This is a genomic window from Stenotrophomonas sp. YJH_SMC_21, assembly GCF_059369555.1.
The window spans coordinates 277,673-296,582 of sequence record NZ_JCAFSU010000002.1; the positions used below are offsets into that span (position 1 = coordinate 277,673).

19 protein-coding genes are annotated in these 18,910 nt (G+C 67.6%); 8 read left to right on the plus strand and 11 right to left on the minus strand.

What is annotated here, in order from left to right; translation table 11 throughout:
- The first annotated feature begins 67 nt into the window (after window positions 1-67).
- The 3 genes from yidD to AC5P67_RS04155 are packed head-to-tail and all read left to right on the plus strand — an operon-like array spanning window position 68 to window position 2,518.
- Entirely contained in the window at window positions 68-322 is a 255-nt protein-coding gene (yidD, locus tag AC5P67_RS04145; RefSeq protein WP_005414016.1) for a membrane protein insertion efficiency factor YidD, read from the plus strand.
- Between the two features lies 1 nt (window position 323).
- Window positions 324-1,670, plus strand: a complete 1,347-nt coding sequence (locus AC5P67_RS04150; RefSeq protein ID WP_012480835.1) for a dihydroorotase — start codon at window positions 324-326, stop codon at window positions 1,668-1,670.
- A complete protein-coding gene (locus tag AC5P67_RS04155) occupies window positions 1,670-2,518 on the plus strand; it encodes a M23 family metallopeptidase (RefSeq protein WP_495214320.1) in 849 nt (282 codons plus the stop codon). Before AC5P67_RS04150 ends, AC5P67_RS04155 begins: the two co-directional genes overlap by 1 nt.
- A 105-nt stretch (window positions 2,519-2,623) precedes the next feature.
- On the opposite strand, the gene AC5P67_RS04160 is transcribed toward AC5P67_RS04155, so the two are convergent.
- From AC5P67_RS04160 to efp, 5 genes are all read right to left on the minus strand, one after another.
- Window positions 2,624-3,328: an isoprenoid biosynthesis enzyme family protein gene (locus tag AC5P67_RS04160; RefSeq protein WP_088428717.1), complete on the minus strand. Its 705-nt coding sequence runs from the start codon at window positions 3,326-3,328 to the stop codon at window positions 2,624-2,626.
- A gap of 11 nt (window positions 3,329-3,339) precedes the next feature.
- Window positions 3,340-4,035 (minus strand): phosphoglycolate phosphatase, encoded by a 696-nt coding sequence (locus tag AC5P67_RS04165; RefSeq protein WP_005410378.1) that lies wholly within the window; start codon window positions 4,033-4,035, stop codon window positions 3,340-3,342.
- The gene (gene ubiG / locus AC5P67_RS04170; protein WP_005410379.1) at window positions 4,032-4,748 is read right to left on the minus strand and encodes a bifunctional 2-polyprenyl-6-hydroxyphenol methylase/3-demethylubiquinol 3-O-methyltransferase UbiG; all 717 of its coding nucleotides are present in this window, start codon (window positions 4,746-4,748) and stop codon (window positions 4,032-4,034) included. The genes AC5P67_RS04165 and ubiG overlap by 4 nt, the downstream gene beginning before the upstream one ends.
- Before the next feature lie 25 nt (window positions 4,749-4,773).
- A complete protein-coding gene (locus tag AC5P67_RS04175; RefSeq protein WP_062607452.1) occupies window positions 4,774-6,117 on the minus strand; it encodes a TRZ/ATZ family hydrolase in 1,344 nt (447 codons plus the stop codon).
- A 200-nt stretch (window positions 6,118-6,317) separates the two neighbouring features.
- Window positions 6,318-6,884, minus strand: coding sequence for an elongation factor P (gene efp, locus AC5P67_RS04180; RefSeq protein ID WP_005410381.1), 567 nt, complete (start codon window positions 6,882-6,884; stop codon window positions 6,318-6,320).
- Between the two features lie 96 nt (window positions 6,885-6,980).
- Between efp and epmB the strand changes: the two genes are divergently transcribed.
- Window positions 6,981-8,021 carry an EF-P beta-lysylation protein EpmB gene (gene epmB, locus AC5P67_RS04185; RefSeq protein ID WP_099470238.1) on the plus strand — a complete coding sequence of 347 codons (1,041 nt, stop codon included), beginning with the start codon at window positions 6,981-6,983 and terminating at the stop codon, window positions 8,019-8,021.
- Between the two features lie 66 nt (window positions 8,022-8,087).
- Here the strand turns inward: epmB and AC5P67_RS04190 are convergent, their stop codons facing one another.
- From AC5P67_RS04190 to AC5P67_RS04200, 3 genes are read right to left on the minus strand one after another with little or no spacing between them, the layout of a single operon-like run.
- Window positions 8,088-10,214 carry a putative bifunctional diguanylate cyclase/phosphodiesterase gene (locus AC5P67_RS04190; RefSeq protein ID WP_005410383.1) on the minus strand — a complete coding sequence of 709 codons (2,127 nt, stop codon included), beginning with the start codon at window positions 10,212-10,214 and terminating at the stop codon, window positions 8,088-8,090.
- Entirely contained in the window at window positions 10,211-11,143 is a 933-nt protein-coding gene (locus tag AC5P67_RS04195; protein ID WP_049404638.1) for a phosphate/phosphite/phosphonate ABC transporter substrate-binding protein, read from the minus strand. Before AC5P67_RS04195 ends, AC5P67_RS04190 begins: the two co-directional genes overlap by 4 nt.
- 46 nt (window positions 11,144-11,189) lie before the next feature.
- The gene (locus AC5P67_RS04200) at window positions 11,190-11,960 is read right to left on the minus strand and encodes an RNA methyltransferase (RefSeq protein ID WP_005414025.1); all 771 of its coding nucleotides are present in this window, start codon (window positions 11,958-11,960) and stop codon (window positions 11,190-11,192) included.
- 120 nt (window positions 11,961-12,080) lie between these two features.
- On the opposite strand from AC5P67_RS04200, the gene AC5P67_RS04205 reads away from it, so the two are divergent.
- On the plus strand, window positions 12,081-12,908 hold the full coding sequence (locus AC5P67_RS04205) for an inositol monophosphatase family protein (protein ID WP_005410386.1): 828 nt from the start codon (window positions 12,081-12,083) through the stop codon (window positions 12,906-12,908).
- A 670-nt stretch (window positions 12,909-13,578) separates the two neighbouring features.
- Here the strand turns inward: AC5P67_RS04205 and htpX are convergent.
- The gene (gene htpX / locus AC5P67_RS04210; RefSeq protein ID WP_005410387.1) at window positions 13,579-14,445 is read right to left on the minus strand and encodes a protease HtpX; all 867 of its coding nucleotides are present in this window, start codon (window positions 14,443-14,445) and stop codon (window positions 13,579-13,581) included.
- 93 nt (window positions 14,446-14,538) lie between these two features.
- Between htpX and gluQRS the strand changes: the two genes are divergently transcribed.
- The 3 genes from gluQRS (at window position 14,539) to phaR (ending at window position 16,939) form a co-directional block, all read left to right on the plus strand.
- The gene (gene gluQRS / locus AC5P67_RS04215) at window positions 14,539-15,480 is read left to right on the plus strand and encodes a tRNA glutamyl-Q(34) synthetase GluQRS (protein WP_065183458.1); all 942 of its coding nucleotides are present in this window, start codon (window positions 14,539-14,541) and stop codon (window positions 15,478-15,480) included.
- On the plus strand, window positions 15,477-16,217 hold the full coding sequence (phbB, locus tag AC5P67_RS04220) for an acetoacetyl-CoA reductase (RefSeq protein ID WP_005410389.1): 741 nt from the start codon (window positions 15,477-15,479) through the stop codon (window positions 16,215-16,217). The genes gluQRS and phbB overlap by 4 nt, the downstream gene beginning before the upstream one ends.
- 194 nt (window positions 16,218-16,411) lie before the next feature.
- Window positions 16,412-16,939 (plus strand): polyhydroxyalkanoate synthesis repressor PhaR, encoded by a 528-nt coding sequence (gene phaR / locus AC5P67_RS04225; RefSeq protein ID WP_005410391.1) that lies wholly within the window; start codon window positions 16,412-16,414, stop codon window positions 16,937-16,939.
- Between the two features lie 73 nt (window positions 16,940-17,012).
- On the opposite strand, the gene AC5P67_RS04230 is transcribed toward phaR, so the two are convergent.
- On the minus strand, window positions 17,013-17,969 hold the full coding sequence (locus tag AC5P67_RS04230; protein WP_005410392.1) for a TraB/GumN family protein: 957 nt from the start codon (window positions 17,967-17,969) through the stop codon (window positions 17,013-17,015).
- A gap of 1 nt (window position 17,970) precedes the next feature.
- Window positions 17,971-18,900 (minus strand): DUF1684 domain-containing protein, encoded by a 930-nt coding sequence (locus tag AC5P67_RS04235; protein WP_065183457.1) that lies wholly within the window; start codon window positions 18,898-18,900, stop codon window positions 17,971-17,973.
- Between the last annotated feature and the right edge of the window lie 10 nt (window positions 18,901-18,910).

Below are 18,910 nucleotides of genomic sequence, written 5' to 3' on the forward strand. Positions count from 1 at the left end.
CGACATGCGACCAACGGCCCATCCTGCACAAATGCGGCCTTCATGCCAACTGGCATAAGATGACTGGGTGATCTCGCGCCTGCTCATTGCCTTGCTGCGCTTCTACAAGCGCTTCATCAGCCCCTTGCTGGGGCCACGCTGCCGTTTCGTGCCGAGCTGTTCTGAATACGCGATGGAAGCCATCTCGCGGCACGGCCCGCTGCGCGGCAGCTGGCTGGCTGCACGCCGGCTCGGTCGCTGCCACCCGTTCCATCCCGGCGGCTTCGACCCCGTGCCCGAGTCTCCCAACGCCCCCTCTTGCCGTTGCACAGGAAAACACTGACATGTCCTCCACCCTCATCACCAACGCCCGGATGGTCAACGAAGGCCGCACCTTCGACGGCGACCTGCGCATCGAGAACGGCCGCATCGCGCAGATCGGCAGCGGGCTGGCGCCGCGCGACGGCGAGCAGGTGGTGGATGCGGCCGGACGCTGGCTGCTGCCCGGCATGATCGATGACCAGGTGCACTTCCGCGAACCGGGCCTGACCCACAAGGGCGACATCGCCAGCGAATCGGCCGCGGCCGTGGCCGGTGGCCTGACCAGCTTCATGGACATGCCCAACACCAACCCGCCGACGCTGGATTCGACCATCCTGGAAGCCAAGTACGAGCTCGCGCGCGGCCGCGCCTGGGCCAACTATGGCTTCTACCACGGCGCCAGCAATGACAACCTCGACGCGATCCGTGCCCTGGATCCGAAGAAGGCCCCGGGCGTGAAGGTGTTCATGGGTGCTTCGACCGGCAACATGCTGGTGGACAACCCGGAAACGCTGGATGCGATCTTCCGCGAATGCCCGACCCCGATCATCACGCACTGCGAAGACACGCCGATGATCGATGCCAACCTGAAGGCCTTCCAGGAAAAGTACGGCGATGCGCTGACCCCTGACATGCATCCGGACATCCGTTCGCGCGAGGCCTGCATCAAGTCGACCCGGCTGGCGATGTCGCTGGCGCGCAAGCACGGCACTCGCCTGCATGTGCTGCACATCTCCACCGCCGACGAGCTGGCGCTGTTCGAGAAGGGCCCGCTGATCCGCGCCGACGGCAGCCGCAAGCAGATCACCGCCGAGACCTGCGTGCACTTCCTGCACTTTGCGCGCCCGGACTATGCGACCAAGGGCAACCTGATCAAGTGCAACCCGGCCATCAAGGAAGTGTCCGACCGCGAGGCGATCACCGCTGCGCTGGCCGACGACGTGCTGGACGTGCTGGCCACCGACCACGCGCCGCACACCTGGGAAGAGAAGCAGAAGCCGTACGCGCAGGCACCGTCGGGCCTGCCGCTGGTGCAGTACGCGCTGGTGGCCGCGCTGGAGCGCGTGCACGAAGGCAAGCTGACCCGCGAACAGGTGGTGCAGAAATTCGCCCACGCGCCGGCACAGTTGTTCGACGTGGAAGAACGCGGCTTCCTGCGCGAAGGCTACTTCGCCGACCTGGTGCTTGTGGAAGACGTGCCGTTCACCGTCAAGCGCGAGGACGTGCTGTCCAAGTGCGGCTGGTCGCCGTTCGAAGGCACGACCTTCCGTTCGCGCGTGGCCTCCACCTGGGTGAACGGCCAGCTGGTGTGGGACGGCAGCAAACTGGTGGGCGAGCCCGCCGGCCAGCGCATGACCTACGACCGCTGATGCGCGCGGCTCTATTTACCGGGGCGCTGCTGCTGGCGGCACCCCTGCTCAGCGTACCGTCGGCTCACGCGCAGGATGCCATCGGCAGCCTGATCGACAGCCGCGTGGTGTTCCCGGCCAGTGCGTCGCAGGGCGCACTGGTGATCGGCAAGGTTCCCGCCGGCAGCCGCGTGCAGTACGCCGGTCGCCAGCTGCGGGTGAGCGGCTACGGCAGCGTGGTGTTCGGCATCGGCCGCGACGAGAAGGGACCATTGCGCGTGCAGGTGCAGCGCCCCGATGGTGGCAGCGAGACCGCGACCATTGCGGTGACGCCGCGCGACTGGCCCACCGAGCGGGTCAACGGCGTGCCGCCGAAGACGGTCAATCCGCCGCCGGCGATTGCCGAGCGGATCAAGCGCGAACAGGCGCAGGTGACCGCCGCGCGTGCCCGCGATGACGACCGCACCGACTTCACCCAGACCTTCATCTGGCCGGTGCAGGGCCGCATCAGCGGTCGCTTCGGCAATGCGCGCGTGTACAACGGGCAGCCCGGTGCCGGTCATTCCGGCATGGACATCGCGGTACCGACCGGCACCCCGGTGAAGGCACCGGCCGCCGGCATCGTCACCTTCGCCGGGCCGGACCTGTACCTGACCGGCGGTACGCTGCTGCTCGACCACGGTTTCGGGGTCAGCTCCAACTTCCTGCACCTGTCGCGCATCGACGTGAAGGTCGGTGACCGCGTCGAGCAGGGCCAGGTGATCGCCGCGGTCGGTGCCACCGGCCGCGCCACCGGCCAGCACCTGCATTGGGGCATGAACTGGTTCGATACCCGTATCGATCCGCTGCTGGTGCTGGAACGCAAGTAACGCGCGCAATGCGCTTTGGTGGGTGCCAACCTTGGTCGGCACAACCTCACAGAGCGTGCGGACCAAGGTCCGCAGCCACCAGAAGCAGTCAACAGCGCCGATCGATCAACCGCGCGCGGCCCACCACACGCGCAACAAGGTGCGCACCGGGGTCGCTTCAATCGGCTTGCCTGCGGCCTGCGCGGCAACGCGGGCGCGCGCCAGGCTGGACCACACACGGCGCGGGCGCGGGCCGGGCACGCGCGTGTCCCAGCCCTTCAACAGATGCTGCGCCCAGCGCTGTGCAGCCGTGCTGGCATCACCATCCAGCAGGCTGCGCGGTACAGCGGCCACGCCGGCATCCTGCAGGCGCTGGGCCAGGGTCTGCAACTGCACCGCGCGACCGGCACCGGTGCGCGGCTTGTCCGCGAACAAGGCCGCCTCGACCGCAGCCACGGCTTCAGCGTAGTTGGCCAGCGCACGCTCGGCACTGGCGGCGTCCAGCGCGACGGTGCGTGCTTCAACCAGATCCGGCAGCGCCTCGGCCAACTGCGCCCACGGCGCACGCACCGGCTCCAGCAGACGGCCCAGTGGATGGCGCGAACGATGCCCGGCCCAGCTGCGCAGCTCCTCGCCCCACCATGCCAGCTTGGCATCGGCCGGCAGCGGATCGCCGCCGGTATTGAGCATGTCGTCGAACTCCTGCAGCAGCGCGAACCACGCCACGGCAAGCTCGCGTTGCGATTCGGCCACGAACGGGGCGGCCACCGACCATTCCGGCCAACGGCTGCGCCACTTGTCGAGGAAACTGTCCAGCGCGGTACTGCTCACTACGTGATTCCTTACGGCTGGGCCGGGGCTGCCGGCCGGGTCGGCCAGAGACTGGCCAGTTGCAGAAGTTCGGCGTTCTCGACCAGCACGTCGGCCTGCCAGGCCAGCGGGTCGTCGCTGTGCAGGCGGTAGCCCCACAGCGCCGCCACCGACGGCATGGCGGCAGCGCGTGCGGCGATGATGTCGCGCTCGTCGTCACCCACGTACACGCAGTCTTCGGCGGCAATGCCAATGGCCTGCGCAGCGTGCAGCAGCGGCAGCGGGTGCGGCTTGCGTTCGGCCAGGCTGTCACCACCGACCAGTACTGCACAGCGCTGCTGCCAGCCGTGCTGCGGCAGGATCAAGCGCGCCAGGTATTCAGGCTTGTTGGTAACAATGCCCCACACCGTACCGGCCTCATCCAGCGCGGCAAGCATGCCGGCCACGCCGTCGAACAGCACTGCGTGCTGGCCGATCAACGCTTCATAGCGCTGCAGGAATTCCGGGATCAGTGCATCGCGCGCAGCGGCATCCAGGTCCGGGAACGCGGCCGAGACCATCGCCCGCGAGCCCTTCGACACCACCGGGCGCAGTGCGGCCGGATCGATGGGTGCACGACCACGTTCGGCCAGCATCGCGTTGCAGGTGGCGACGAAGTCCGGCGCGCTGTCCAGCAACGTGCCATCCAGGTCGAACAGCACCGCACGTGGGAAGCGGGCGGAGGTCATGCCGGCTTGACCGCGTAGGCCAGGTAGTTGATGTCGGTGCGGCTGCTCAGGCGGGCGTGGTTGCGCCACGGCTCGTAGGCCATGCCGCTGACGTCCACCAGCTGCATGTCGGCCTCGCGCAGCCAGCGCGCCAGCTCGGCCGGCTTGATGAATTCCTGGTAGTGGTGCGTGCCCTTGGGCAGCAGCCGCGCCACGTACTCGGCACCGACAATCGCCACTGCGAAGGCGGCAGCGGTGCGGTTGATGGTCGACAGGAACAGGTGGCCGCCCGGCTTCAGCAGGCGCTTGCAGGCCTCGATGATCGCGCCCGGGTCTGGCACGTGCTCCAGCATTTCCATGCAGGTCACCACATCGAAGCTGCCCGGCTGCTCGGCGGCCAGGTCCTCGGCGGCCTGCACCCGGTAATCGACCTTGGCGCCGCTTTCCAGCGCATGCAGGCGCGCGACCTTGACCAGCTCCGGGGCCAGGTCGATGGCGGTGACGTCGGCGCCGGCCTGGGCCAGCGCTTCGCTCAACAGGCCGCCACCGCAACCGATGTCGAGTACGCGTGCGCCGCGCAGCGGAACGCGGTCGGCCACGTATTTCAGGCGCACCGGGTTCAGCGCATGCAGCGGCTTCTGCGGGCCGTCAGCGTCCCACCAGCGGTTGGCCAGCGCGGCGAACTTGTCCAGCTCGGCCTGATCGAAATTGGAGGAAGCGTGGGGGGCAGTCATGAGGGAGTCCTTGCGGCGCCGGGGTTCAGGCGCGGATATGACGGATGCGCTCGCGCCACTGGCGCGCGTTGGCGATGATGCCCGGCAGGTCCATGCCGACCAGCTCGCGCTGCACCAGCTTCGGCTTGCCGGCGATCCAGACGTCGCTGACCTGCTGGCGGCCGGTGGCGTACACCAGCTGCGACAGCACGTTGTGCAGCGGCTGGGTTTCCAGTGCGGACAGGTCGACGCAGACCAGGTCGGCCTGCTTGCCGACTTCGATCGAACCGATGCGCTCGCCGAAGCCCAGCGCGCGGGCACCGCCCAGGGTGGACGCGCGCAGCGTGGTCGCAGCGTCCAGCGCGGTGGCGTCATCGGCCACGGCCTTGGCCAGGATCGCCGCGGTGCGGTTCTCGCTGAACATGTCCAGGTCGTTGTTGCTGGCGCAGCCGTCGGTGCCGATCGCCAGATTCACGCCAGCACGCTGCAGGGCGCAGGCCGGGCAGAAACCGGAGGCGAGCTTCAGGTTCGATTCCGGACAGTGCACCACGCTGACGCCACGCTCGGCGCACAGGTGGATTTCCGCATCGGTCAGCTGGGTCATGTGCACCGCGATCAGGCGGTCATTGACCAGGCCGAGGCGATCCAGCCGCGCCAGCGGGCGCTGGCCATGCAGCTTGATCGAATCGTTGATCTCCTGCGCGGTCTCGTGGGTGTGCAGGTGCACCTGCATGTCGAGCTGGTCGGACAGCATCCGCACCCGCTCGAAGTTGGCATCGTTGACCGTATACGGCGCATGCGGCGCGAACGCGGTGCCGATCAGTGGATCGGTGCGCCACTGGTCATGCAGTTCACCGGCCTTGGCGAAGTACTCGTCGTCGGTCTTGGCCCAGGCGGTGGGGAAATCGATGATGACCGCGCCGACCAGCGCGCGGAAACCATGCTTCTTGTAGACGGCGGCCTGCACATCGCCGAAGAAGTAGTTCTCGTTGGCGCAGGTGGTGCCGCCGCGCAGCATCTCGGCGATGGCCAGGGTGGTGCCGTCGGCGACGAATTCGGGGCCGATCACCGCCGCTTCCACCGGCCAGATGTGCTGCTGCAGCCAGGTCATCAGCGGCAGGTCGTCGGCGACGCCGCGCAGCAGGGTCATCGGGTTGTGCGTGTGCGCATTGACCAGGCCCGGCATCAGCGCCGCCTCGGGGCGGCTGACCACCTGGGTGGCGCGGAACCGTGCGCGCGCCTCGGCACGCGACAGGATGGCCACGATCTCGCTGCCACGCACGGCAACGGCATGGTCTTCCAGCACCACCGCATGCGGCTCGATCGGAACGACGTAACCGGCTTCGATGAGCAGGTCGCAGGCTTCGGGGAGGTGCGGGCTATCGCTCATGCGGGCTCACTGGCTGGGGGGCGGCGAGATACTTCTGGGGGACACGCCCCTGAGTCAGGGGCTGCCGCGAAGCGGCGGGGTCTGGAGACCCGTGAAGCGGGGCCCATGATCTGCCGAAGCAGATCATGGGAGCGCCAGCGCGAACGCGATGGCGCGTATCCGGCCAGCGGCCGGCACTATCGTAATCCGGCTGCGCCGGATTACTTGACGCGTGCGGAGTATTCGCCCGAACGGGTGTCGACGCGGATCACTTCGTCCTGGTTCACGAACAGCGGCACGCGGACCACGGCGCCGGTTTCCAGCGTGGCCGGCTTGCCGCCGCCGCCCGAGGTGTCGCCACGGACGCCCGGATCGGTTTCGGTGATCTTCAGCTCGACGAAGTTCGGCGGCTGCACGAAGATCGGCTCACCGTTCCACAGGGTGACCACGCAGGACTCCTCTCCCTTCAGCCACTTCTCGGCGCCGCCCATGCCGGCCTTGGTGGCCTGGACCTGCTCGAAGGATTCCGGGTCCATGAAGTGCCAGTACTCGCCGTCGCTGTACATGAAGTTCATGTCGGTATCGACGACGTCGGCTGCATCCAGCGAGTCGGTCGACTTCATGGTCACTTCCTGGGTACGGCCGTCCTTGATCAGGCGGTACTTCACGCGGGTGAAGGCCTGGCCCTTGCCCGGCTTGACGTATTCGGTGTCGATGATGACGGCCGGTTGGTTGTTGACCAGGATCTTCATCCCGTTCTTGACGTCGTTCATGCCGTAGCTGGCCATGCGTAAACTCCTGAGTGGCAAAAACGCCGCGGGTGCGGCGAGCCGTTAGAATGGAAAGCCCACCGGATGCCGGTGGGCGACTGTTTTTCTGCCCCCATGATAACCGCAGGCCCCCTCTCCATGCAGCTTTCCGCCTTCCCCCGGCCCCAGTCGCCAGGCGCGCCCGCGCGCTGGCAGCAGCTCTGGCGCCAGGCACTGCGCGACCCGCAGGCGCTGCTGGCCCGGCTGCAGCTGGACCCGGCGGCACTGGGCGTCTCCGAAGCGGCCATGGCCCAGTTCGCGCTGCGCGTGCCGGAGGGGTTCGTGGCCCGCATGCGCAAGGGCGATCCGGCCGATCCGCTGCTGCGGCAGGTGCTGCCGATCGACGAGGAAATGCGCCCGGCGCCCGGGTTCAGCTTCGATGCGGTGGGTGATGGTGCGGCCAAGAAGGCCACCGGCGTCATCCAGAAGTACCGTGGCCGCGCCCTGCTGGTGGCGACGGGCAGCTGTGCGATCAACTGCCGCTACTGCTTCCGCCGCCACTTCGACTATGGCGCGGAAAACGCTGCCAAGGGCGGCTGGCAGGAGGCCGTAGCCGCCATCGCCGCCGACCCGGACATCGACGAGGTGATCCTGTCCGGCGGTGACCCGCTGTCGCTGGCCACGCACAAGCTGGTCGAGCTGACCGACGCCCTGCGCGCGATCCCGCATATCCGCCGCCTGCGCATCCATACCCGGCTGCCGATCGTGCTGCCCGAGCGCGTGGACGAGGAACTGCTGGCCTGGCTGGGTGGCCTGCCGTGGCCGCTGGCCATCGTGGTCCACGCCAACCACGCCAACGAATTCGACGCCAGCGTGGACGCGGCGATGGCCCGCCTGCGCGGCATCGGCGCCCAGCTGCTGAACCAGGCGGTGCTGCTGCGCGGGGTCAACGACAGCGTGCAGGCCCTGCAGGACCTGAGCGAGCGCAGCTTCGCCGCCGGCGTGCTGCCCTACTACCTGCACCAGCTGGACCGGGTCGAGGGCGTGGCCCACTTCGAAGTGGACGACACCCGGGCCAAGGCATTGATTGCCGGGTTGACCGCGCGCCTGTCCGGCTATCTGGTCCCGAAGCTGGTGCGCGAACTGCCCGGCGACCCGAGCAAGCGCCCGGTGTAATTCCGTAGCGGGGTCAGATCCCTTTTCCTGCGGAAAAGGGATGACCCCCGGCACAACGTCAATCGGTCAAACGCCCGATTCGATCATCCGCACCACTTCGGTGGCGGTGACCGGGTGGCTCAGCCAGTAGCCCTGCCCCAGATCGCAGCCGCGCTGCGCCAGCAGTTCGAACTGCGCCTGCTGCTCGATGCCCTCGGCCACCACCGTGATGCCCAGCGCGTGGGCCATGGCGATGATCGCCGTGGTCAATGCGAGGTCGTCGGGATCACGCTGCATGTCGGCCACGAAGCTCTTGTCGATCTTCACGCCGTCCACCGGCACCTGGCGCAGATGACTGAGCCCGGAGAAGCCGGTGCCGAAGTCGTCCAGCCATACCTTCACGCCGGTGCGGTGCAGCTTGTCCAGCAGCTGCGCGGCGACCATCTCGTCACCGATCACCGCGGTCTCGGTCAGCTCCAGATGCAGGCGCGACGCTGGCAGCCCGGACTCATGCAGGCATTGCGCGACCAGCGCCGGCAGTTCGCCGCCGCGCAGCTGCCGCGGTGACACGTTCACCGACACGAACAGGTCGTCCCCGGCCGCCCCGCGCGGCCACTGCGAGGCCTCCATGCAGGCCGCACGCAGTACTTTCGGGCCGATGATCTCGATCAGACCACTCTGCTCGGCCACCTCGATGAACACCGATGGCGGTATCGTGCCCAGGGTCGGATGCTGCCAGCGCAGCAGCACTTCGACGCCGACCATGCGGCGGTCGCGCATGCGGAAGATCGGCTGGTAGGCCAGGCGCAGTTCGCCTCGCTCCCAGGCGCCGCGCAGCTCCTGTTCCATATGCACGCGACGTTCGACCGCGTGGTCCATCGCCCGGCTGTAGTAGCGATAGCAGTTCTTGCCGGCCATCTTCGCCTGGTACATGGCGATGTCGCCGTTTTTCAACAGGGTGGTCGCATCGGCCGCATCGTCGGGGAACAGGGTCACGCCGATCGAGGTGCCCAGGAACAGCTCCCTGCCCTGCACCACCAGCGGCCTGCCCAGCTCGCGCACCAGCACTTCGGCCAGCAGCCGCGCGTTGGCGGCCACATCACCGTCGCCCACCAGGATCACGAACTCGTCACCGCCGAAGCGGGCCAGCAGGGCCTCGTCGCCGCCTGCCTCCGCAACGGCGCGGCCGATGCGCTGTGCGAACTGCAGCAACGCCTCGTCACCGGCCTCATGGCCAAGCGTGTCGTTGACCCGCTTGAAATCGTCGATGTCGGCGAACAGCAGGCCCAACCGGTGATTGGCGGCACGCGCGGCCATCAGCCGATGGTCCAGCGCTTCGCGGAATGCCAGCCGGTTGGTCAGCCCGGTCAGCGCGTCGGTATAGGCCATGCGCCGCACTTCACGGTCATGGCGGGCGATCGCATCGCGCATGCGGGCGAAGCCGCGCACCAGCTCACCCACTTCGTCGTCACGGGTGTTCTCGGCCAGGGGCGTCTGGTAGTCACCGGCCTCGATGCGGCGCGCGGCCGCGGCCAGATCGCGGATCGGCGCGACCAGCGTGCGCTGCACGTACAGGATCACCACCACGCCGATCACCACCAGCAACCCCAGCATCAGCAGCAACCAACCCAGGTGGCGGCTGCCGACCAGTTGCAGGCGCTCGCCAAGGGTGGCGTTGGCCGCCTGCTCGCGTTGCTGTACTTCGTCCAGCGCCATGCCGACGCGGACGCCGCCGATGCGCTGGTTGCCGACCATGATCGGCATCGTGTTGTCCAGCACCTTCGGCGATTCCTGCACCAGCAAGGCCTGCGCCGCCGCAGCCTTGGGCGCCAGGGGATCGGCCATCGGCTGGCCGAATCCCGGGACCTCGACCGAGCCGTCGTGCACCAGCCGGCCACGCTCGTCGAACACCAGTACATAGCGCACCACCGGCTGTCGCGCCGTGCTGCGCACCAGCACGCCGACCTGGTCCAGGTCGCGGTAATACAGCGGGTTGGCCAGCGCATCGGACAACTCGCGTGCCATCGCCTCGCCGCGGCTGCGCACGCTGCGGTCGAACAATTCATGGATGACGCCACCGCTGAGGGTGCGCACCTCGCTCTGCATCGCCGTCTGGCGCCCCAGCAGCACCGCCAGGATGGCGACCACCACGACCATCGCTCCGCCCATCGCCAGCAGGAACCGGGCCTGCATCCCCGAGCCGAGCCACTTCATTCCACTTCCATCCGCACGCGCGTCAATCCTTGTTTCAATTCATCCAACCGCTGCTGCGCATGCGCATCGACACGGTGGAAACCGGAAGTGCCAAAAAACCGATGCAACGCGCCCTGTGCCTGCGGGTCGCTGGCGGCCTGCAGCAGGACTTCCTGCAGGCGGTCGCGCACCCGGGCATCGAGGTCGGCGCGGACCATCTCCACCGCACGCGGATAGGGTTCGGTGCGCAGCAGTTCGCGGAAATCGCGCCGGAATGCAGCCGGCACCCGCCGCTCGTCGTTCCAGTCCACGCTGCTCACCGCCCCCACATCCGCCATCCCCTTGTGCACGTACGTCGCGATGTTCAACTCGCTGCGCGCGAACACATACCCCACGCTGTCACGCCCTGGCACGTCCCAGACCCCGGCCAGGATCTGCGGCGACAGGCCATGGTTCAGCAGAGTCATCACCGGTACCAGGTAGGCGCTGGTGGATGCCGTGTTCTGCAGGGCCAGGCGATGGCCGCGCAGATCCTGCACCCGCTGGATGGGACTGTCGCTGCGCACGAAGAACACCGTCTGGTATTCGCGCACCCCGTTGCGCTCGGTCAACAGCAGCGGCCGCGCACCACTGCGCTGGCCCAGTGCCACCGCCGTACCGGAGGTTTCCGTGACCCAGTCGACCCGTCCCCGCCGCAGATAGCTGGCCATCTGCTGCGGGTCGCGGGCCATCAGTACCCGCCCCTCCTGGATGCCGACGTCATGCATGCGCGCCACCACGTAGTCCAGCAGGGGTTGCAGCTGCTCGTAGTGAGCCTGGGGGTCATCGCTGATCCGGCCCAGCACCAGCACCGGATCCGGTGCCGCATGCACGGCTCCGGCCAGCAGGACCATGGCCAGGCTCAGCAGTCCCCCCTGCATTGCCTTTCGCAGACCCGACACAGACGTCATCCCCCCTGGGTATCCAGACAGACTACCCGAAAAAATGAGAACGTCGTCAGCTGTCCTTGCTGCCGGCCTGGGCCAGACGCGCCATGCGCTGGGTATCGGCGAGGATGCCGCGCAACAGGCGCACTTCCTGCTCGCTCGGCTCGCTGCGCAGGAACAGGCGGCGCAGCTTGCGCATCGCCGATTCCGGCGCGCGGCCCTTGTGGAAATCGATCTCGTCCAGGGTGTCGCCGAGCTGGGCGAAGAAGCTCTCCATCTGCTCATGGCTGGCGGCCTGTTCGCGGAAGCCCGGCTCGGCGTCGGCGGCCGGCTGCGCGCCCAGCAGCTGCATGCGCGTTTCGTACGCCAGCACCTGCACGGCGGCGGCCAGGTTGAGCGAGCTGAACTCCGGGTCTGACGGGATGTGCACTGCGGCGTGGCAGAGCTGCAGCTCCTCGTTGGTCAGGCCGGTGCGCTCGCGGCCGAATACCAGTGCGACCTCGGCACCTTCGCCCGCCTTGGCCACCGCACGGGCAGCGGCATCGGCCGGCAGGTACTCCTCCAGCTGGACGCGGCGGGCACGGGCCGTGCAACCCAGTACCAGGCGGCAATCCGCCACGGCCTCGGCCAGGGTAGCCACCACCGGAGCGTCCCCCAGCACGTCTTCGGCACCGGCCGAGCGGCGGAAGGCCTCCTCGTCCAGCGGCTTTTCGGGGGCGACCAGCACCAGGCGGGCCAGGCCCATGGTCTTCAGGGCGCGGGCGGCAGCCCCCATGTTGCCGGGGTGCTGGGTACCGACCAGGACGAATCGGAGGCGGGTGGCGGCGGGAAACTGGGACATGAACAGGGAAAAGGTCGAGCTGGACGATGACCAATGGTAAACTGTGCGGCCGGCCACTGCGCCGGACCCGCTCTTTTCCCCCGCCAGTCCATCTCTTCTGCCTTTCCGGGAGCCCACGCCATGCAGAAACCCGCCGTCACCGTCATGGTCAAGGCCGCCCGCCTCGCCGGCAACGTCCTGTTGCGCAACATCAACAAGCTCGAGGCACTGAACGTGGTGCAGAAGGGCCGGATGGACTACGCCAGCGAAGTGGATGCGGACGCGGAAAAGGTCATCGTCAAGGAACTCAAGCGCGCCTACCCGGATTACGGCATCTTCGGTGAAGAAGGTGGCGTGCAGGGCGAGCGCCGCCAGATGTGGGTCATCGACCCGCTGGATGGCACCAGCAACTACCTGCGCGGCGTGCCGCACTACTGCGTGTCGATCGCCCTGGTCGAGAACGGCGAGCCGACCGATGCCGTCATCTTCGATCCGCTGCGCAATGAACTGTTCACCGCCAGCCGTGGCGCCGGCGCCGTGCTGAACGACCGCCGCATCCGCGTGGCCGACCGCAAGGATCTGGAAGGCACGATGATCCACACCGGCTTCGCCCCGCGCGAACGCAGCCGCGCCAGCGCGCAGCTGAAGTCGGTCGACACCCTGCTGGTCCAGGCTGAGGACATCCGCCGCACCGGTTCGGCCGCGCTGGACCTGGCCTACGTGGCCTGCGGCCGCGCCGACGCCTATTTCGAAGCCGGCGTGAAGGCGTGGGACATCGCTGCCGGCCTGCTGCTGGTCCGCGAGGCGGGTGGCAAGGTCTGCGACTTCAAGGGCGCGACCCTGGGCCGGATGGACAACCGTGGCCCGGAGACCCACCAGATCGTTGCCGGCAACCTGAAGGTGGCCGAGTCGCTGCAGAAGGTGCTGGTGAACACTGGCTACGCGGCGGAGTTCGACGCGAAGTTCTGAGGTTTCGCGTAATGCGGTTCATGGAGACGGCACCTGCGAGGGTGCCGTTTTCGTTTGTGCGCACGGAGAGTCATTTCCGCGACCGCGGAGGGGTGTCACTTTCTTTGCGCGCAAAGAAAGTAACCAAAGAAACGCTCCGCCAGCCGCGAGCCGTCGCTACGCGCCGGTACCCTGCGCTTCTCGGTGAATCAGGGGACGGCGCCGAACTCGCTGCGCTCAGACACCGGCGCCTCTTCGCCCCTGATTCCCCTGCGATGCTCGGCTCGCTCAAGGCGGACCCAAGGTCAAATGCCACAGCTGCACCCAGTAGATCCACGCCATGCGTGGATGCTGTTGCCCTTGATCTTGATTTTCCAGTCCGCCTTCAAGCGAGCCGAGCACCGCAGGTCCGGCGAGGGCGAAGAGGTGCGGGTGTCTGAGCGCAGCGAGTTCCCGCACCGTCCCTCGACGGGCCGAGGAGCGTAGGGTACCGGCGTGCGCAGCACGTCGGCTCGCGCCCTGGCGGCGTGTTTCTTTGGTTACTTTCTTTGCACGAGCAAAGAAAGTGACACCTCCCCGCAGGCGCGGAAACGATCCGCCGGGCACGATCCGGCATCAGCAATGCACCGCGCAAACAAAAACGCCCGGCGCGGGGCCAGGCGTTCCTGCACTACCGTAGAAGTACGGAGACTTACGCCACCGTCGACGCCCGCAGCGCGGCGATGCGCTCTTCCAGCGGCGGATGGCTCATGAACAGCTTCTTCGCCGTCGAACCAGCAATACCGAAAGCGGCAATCTGGGTCGGCAGCGTGCTCTGGCCGTGGTTCAGCTGCAGCCGCTCCAACGCGGCGATCATCTTCTGGCGGCCGGCCAGCGAGGCACCGCCGGCGTCGGCGCGGAACTCGCGGTGGCGCGAGAACCACATCGAGATCATGGTGGCGAACAGGCCGAACACCATCTCCAGCACGAACACGATGATGTAATAGGCGAAGCCACGGCCGCCGCCTTCGCGGTTACCCGACAGCGCGCTGTCGATGATGCCGCCGACCACGCGGGCCAGCACGATCACGAAGGTGTTCAGCACGCCCTGCAGCAGCGCCATGGTGATCATGTCACCGTTGGCGACGTGGGCGATCTCGTGGCCCAGCACCGCTTCGGCCTCGTCTTCGCTCATGTTGTGCAGCAGGCCGGTGGACACCGCCACCAGCGCGTTGTTGCGGTTGGCGCCAGTGGCGAAGGCGTTGATCTCCGGGCCTTCGTACACCGCTACTTCGGGCATGCCGATACCGGCCGCCTTGGCCTGGCGCTCGACGGTGGCCAGCAGCCAGCGCTCGGTCTGGTTGCGCGGCTCGGTGATCACCACCGCACCGGTGGAGCGCTTGGCCATCCACTTGGAGAGCAGCAGCGAGATGAAGGAGCCACCGAAGCCGAAGATCGCGGCCATGACCAGCAGGCCGCTCATCTGGCTTGGATTGACCCCGAGCAACGACATCACGATGCTGGCGAGAATCAGGACCGCGAAGTTGGTCGCCAGGAACAGGGCAATGCGGGTAAACATGGGAAAATCCGGCTCGGAAGGGGTCGATACCGGTCAATTTGCGGTGTGGTCAGCTTGAATTCAAGCGCCAACCTGACCGACGATTCAGCCAGCATGACCTCCCCTATTCCCTGCGGTCGTTTCGCGCCCTCGCCGACCGGCCTGCTCCATCCCGGATCCCTGCTCGCCGCCTTCGGCAGCTGGCTGCTCGCGCGACATAACGGCGGCCTGTGGCGGCTGCGCATCGAAGACGTCGATCCACCACGCACCGTGCCCGGCGCCGCCGAGTCACAGCTGCGGGCGCTGGCAGCGTTCGGCCTGGTCCACGATGGCCCGATCCTCTGGCAGAGCACCCGCGGCGAGGCCTACCAGGCCGCGCTGGACGTGCTGCTGGCCAGCGACCAGGCCTTTGTCTGCCACTGCAGCCGCAGCGACCTGGCCGCCAACGGCGGCATCCACCATCGTTGCGTCGCCCGGCAACTTCGACCGGACCCTGCCGTCCGCTTCCGCGTGCCACCGGGCAGCATCGTGCACTTCGACGATGGCCTGCGCGGCCCGCAGCAGCAGGACGTGCACGCCGAAGTCGGCGACTTCGTGCTGCGCCGCGCCGATGGCTGCTGGGCCTACCAGTTGGCGGTGGTGGTCGATGACGCCGCGCAAGGAGTGACCGAAGTGGTGCGCGGCGCCGACCTGCTCGACTCCACGGCGCGGCAGATCCTGCTGCAGCAGGCATTGGGGCTGGCGGTGCCGCGCTACTGGCACCTGCCGCTGCTGCTGGATGCGCCGGGCCACAAACTGTCCAAGTCGCTGGCGGCGCTGCCGGTGGACAGTTCGCACCCGCTGCCCGTGCTGCGCCAGCTCTGGAAGCTGCTCGGCCAGGCACCTGGGGCGCTGGAACCTGCGCACGACCTGGATACGCTGCTGGCCACCGCTCGGCAGGCCTTCGACCCGGCACGACTGCCGCGGACCGACATCCTGTTGCCAGCCGGCGCACTTTCCGCGCCGATGTTGCAGAATCCCCCTTCCCCCACCCGACACCCGGACAACACTCCATGACATCTCGCGTCGCACTGGTCACCGGCGGAACCGGCGGCATCGGCACCGCCATCTGCCAACGCCTGGCCGACCAGGGCCACCGGGTCGCCACCAACTACCGCGACGAGGCCAAGGCCCGCGCCTGGCAGCAGGCAATGACCGAACGCGGCTACAGCGTGTCGATCTTCCCGGGCGATGTCTCCGATCCAGGCAGCGCCGAAGCGCTGGTGCGCGCCGTCGAGGCCGAGCTGGGCCCGGTCGAGATCCTGGTCAACAACGCGGGCATCACCCGCGACACCACGTTCCATCGCATGCGCGCGGACCAGTGGCACGATGTGATCAACACCAACCTCAATTCGGTGTTCAACGTCACCCGCCCGGTCATCGAGGGCATGCGCCGCCGCGGCTGGGGCCGGGTCATCCAGATCAGTTCGATCAACGGCCTGAAGGGCCAGTACGGCCAGGCCAACTACGCGGCGGCCAAGGCCGGCATGCACGGCTTCACCATCTCGCTGGCACGCGAGAACGCCGGCTTCGGCATTACCGTCAACACCATTTCGCCCGGCTACGTCGCGACCGACATGGTGATGGCGGTGCCGGAAGAAGTGCGCGCCAAGATCGTCGCCGACATTCCCACCGGGCGCCTCGGCAAGCCGGAGGAAATCGCTTACGGGGTGTCCTTCCTGGTGGCGGAGGAAGCCTCGTGGATCACCGGCAGCAACCTGGACATCAATGGCGGCCACCATATGGGTTGGTAAGCCGCGCCGGCGGCCGTGGCGGCCTCGGCGGCGCACGCCCGCCGCCCCTGCCGATGGTCATGCTGCGCAGCACGCAAACCCTTGTTGCGCAACATGATCCCCTGTGAAAGCCAAGCCTGGCGGGGGCTGAGGCGGTTGCAACGGCTGCTGCACTGCGCCATGCTTCGCATCTACTGTGACGAGTGACCGCTTCAATGGCTGCGACCCGCATCATCAAGAAGTATCCGAACCGCCGTCTCTACGACACCGAGATCTCCAGCTACATCACCATCGAGGACGTGCGCCAGCTGATCCTGGACGGTGAAGACTTCGAAGTCCGTGACGCCAAGAGCGGCGACGACCTCACCCGTTCGGTCCTGCTGCAGATCATCGCCGACCAGGAACAGGACGGCGAACCGATGCTGTCCACCCAGCTGCTGAGCCAGCTGATCCGCTTCTACGGCGATTCCCTGCAGGGCTTCATGGGCAACTACCTGGAGCGCAGCATGCAGGTCTTCCTCGACCAGCAGCAGCAGTTCCGCCAGCAGATGGGCAACCTGCTGGGCCAGACCCCGTGGGCGATGATGAACCAGTTGACCGAGCGCAACCTGGAGCTGTGGCAGGAATTCCAGCGCAGCATGGGCACCGGTTTCGGTGGTCCGCGACCGGGTGGCACCGGTACCGGCACCGGCAACAAGCCCAACGAACCCGGTACCGGCACCGGCGGCAAGACCCGCCGCTGAGCCGATGTACCGGCGGATACGAAAACGGCGCGCCCAATGGCGCGCCGCTTTGTTTTGTGCCCCCGGCGGAGCATCAACGTTTCGCTTTGCACCCCGTGCATACGCGTTCGGCCTTGTAGCCCTTCGCCTTCAGCTTCTCGACCACGCCGTCACCGCCCAGAAGGTGCAGCGTACCGACCACCACCAGCGTGCCACCCTGCCCGGCCTGCAGGTACGGCAGCAGCTTCGGTACCCACGCATCGTTGCGCCCGGTGTTGATGCGCTGGTAAAGCTGCGGGTACTGCTGGCGCATTTCCGCGGCCATCTTCGTCCACAACACGCGCTCATCGCCTCGCCGCCAGGCATCATGCAGCTGGCGCGCCTGCTCATCGCCCTTGCCCGCCTGATCCAGCGCCTCGGACAGCATCTGTCGCTGCTCCTGCACGGTCATGCCGTCGAGCATGCCGATCTGGGTATCGATGTCTTCCAACCCAGCGGTCCTGCGGCCGGTCTTCTGCGCGCGCTCCATGAAATGACGGTCCAGGCCCAGCGCCGGGTCCAGGCCCATCTTCTGCATCTGCCCGACCGAAATGCTCAGGCCGACGAACCAGGGCTTCATGCCCTGCATCTGTGCCAACGGAAGCTTGTTCTCGGATGCGAACGCCTGCAGCTTCTGCCAGGTGGCCGCGTCGAGATCGCGCTTGAGCTCGCTGCCATCGGTGCGCACGGCAGCCTGCACCATGCGGCTGGCCAGCTGCGGCGACTGCATGTCCTCCGGCGACAGTTCGAACACGACCCGCTGCGAGGCCTCGAAGGCCTGCTCGACATCGGGCGACAGCGGGTAGTCCTGCGGTTTCAACAGGTGGAAGGATCCAAGCAGGTATACGCGTGAATCACCCGGGCCGGTCACCTTCCACAGCAGCGGCACCGGCGGCTTGGCCGCCGCCGTGGCCGCGGCGTCGGTGGCCGGTGCATTGCGCGCCGGTGCCAGCGGTGCGATTGCAAACGCTGCCATCAGCAGCGTTGCACGGAACAGTCCCTTCAACGGCATCTCAGCCCTCTCCTTCAGACAGGTGGTAGGCCTTCTCGCCCGCTTCCATGCGCAGGTCCAGCCGGTTTTCCGGCGGCGCCAGCGGGCACGTGGCATAGGCGGTGAATGCACACGGCGGGTTGTAGGCATGATTGAAATCGATGCGTAGCGTGCCGTCGGCTGCCGGCGCATCGGTATCCAGGTAGCGCCCGGCCGGATAACTGCCGCGGCCACTGGTGCGGTCGGCAAAGATCAGGAACAGCGGCTGCCCGGTGGCTCCGATCGCCTCCAGCCGCCATGTGCGGCCGTCGCGTTCGAATTCGACCGCGCCCGCATTGGGCATCTCGGTGGTCAGGCCGGTGATGTCGACAATGGGCAGGGTCTTGCCCACCGGATGCGGGATGAAGCGTGCCTGCACCTGCCAGTCCGGGCCACCCGGCCAGTACTCCAGCCCGGCGAAATCACGGCGCGCCGGCGCATCGGCATGCTTGACCCGCAGCGCATCGCGCGGCCCGCGCCGGATGATGCTGAGCTGGCCCCTGCCACCGTCGAAGGCCAACAGGGTTGGCTGCGGATCCTTGTCGGTGTCGATGCGGATGCGGCCGCGCACCGGCTGGCCATCATGGCTGACATCCACACCGGCTTCGGGCGTGAACCACCACTGGCTGCCCTCGCGACGCAGCAGGCCCAGCTTGTCCGGGCCAACCGTCAGGCGGATGCCGTTGGTGGCACCACTGCCGACGAAGTGTGATTTGTTCTGCAGCCAGTGCAGGCCGACCAGGGCCGTCCAGCCATCGGGCCGGGTCAGGTCCTGGTAGCGGGCCACCCGCCATTGCTGCTGCGCGGCCGCATAGGCCGGATCTTCGGTAACCTTCGGCGCCGGCGGTGTTGCCGGACTGCACGCGGCCAACAGCAAGGCGGCCAGCAGGCCGCCCATTCCCCGATAACGCATCGATGCTCCC